A 274-nucleotide genomic window follows, 5' to 3' on the forward strand; every position below is an offset into this window, starting at 1 on the left:
GGGTGAAGTCGTAACAAGGTAGCCGTATCGGAAGGTGCGGCTGGATCACCTCCTTTCTAAGGATAAGAAGAAAAGCGGGGAATGGCTCCGTGTGTGTTGACAAACACAAAAAATATATGATAAAATTCCGCTGTCTGTTTTGTTCAGTTTTGAGAGAACACTCTCTTCATAAGTAAATATTCGTATGTATGGGCCTATAGCTCAGCTGGTTAGAGCGCACGCCTGATAAGCGTGAGGTCGGTGGTTCAAGTCCACTTAGGCCCACCATACAAAC

At 45.6% G+C, this 274-nt stretch carries 1 tRNA gene and 1 rRNA gene; both read left to right on the forward strand.

Annotation, left to right across the window (positions count from 1 at the left end):
• Positions 1-56: ribosomal RNA gene (locus K1I43_RS15515) — 16S ribosomal RNA — on the forward strand; the annotation flags it as partial.
• 134 nt (positions 57-190) lie between these two features.
• Positions 191-267, forward strand: a tRNA-Ile gene (locus K1I43_RS15520).
• The last annotated feature ends 7 nt before the right edge of the window (positions 268-274 follow it).

The organism is Anoxybacillus sp. ST70 (assembly GCF_019553625.1).
Classification (GTDB): domain Bacteria; phylum Bacillota; class Bacilli; order Bacillales; family Anoxybacillaceae; genus Anoxybacillus; species Anoxybacillus gonensis.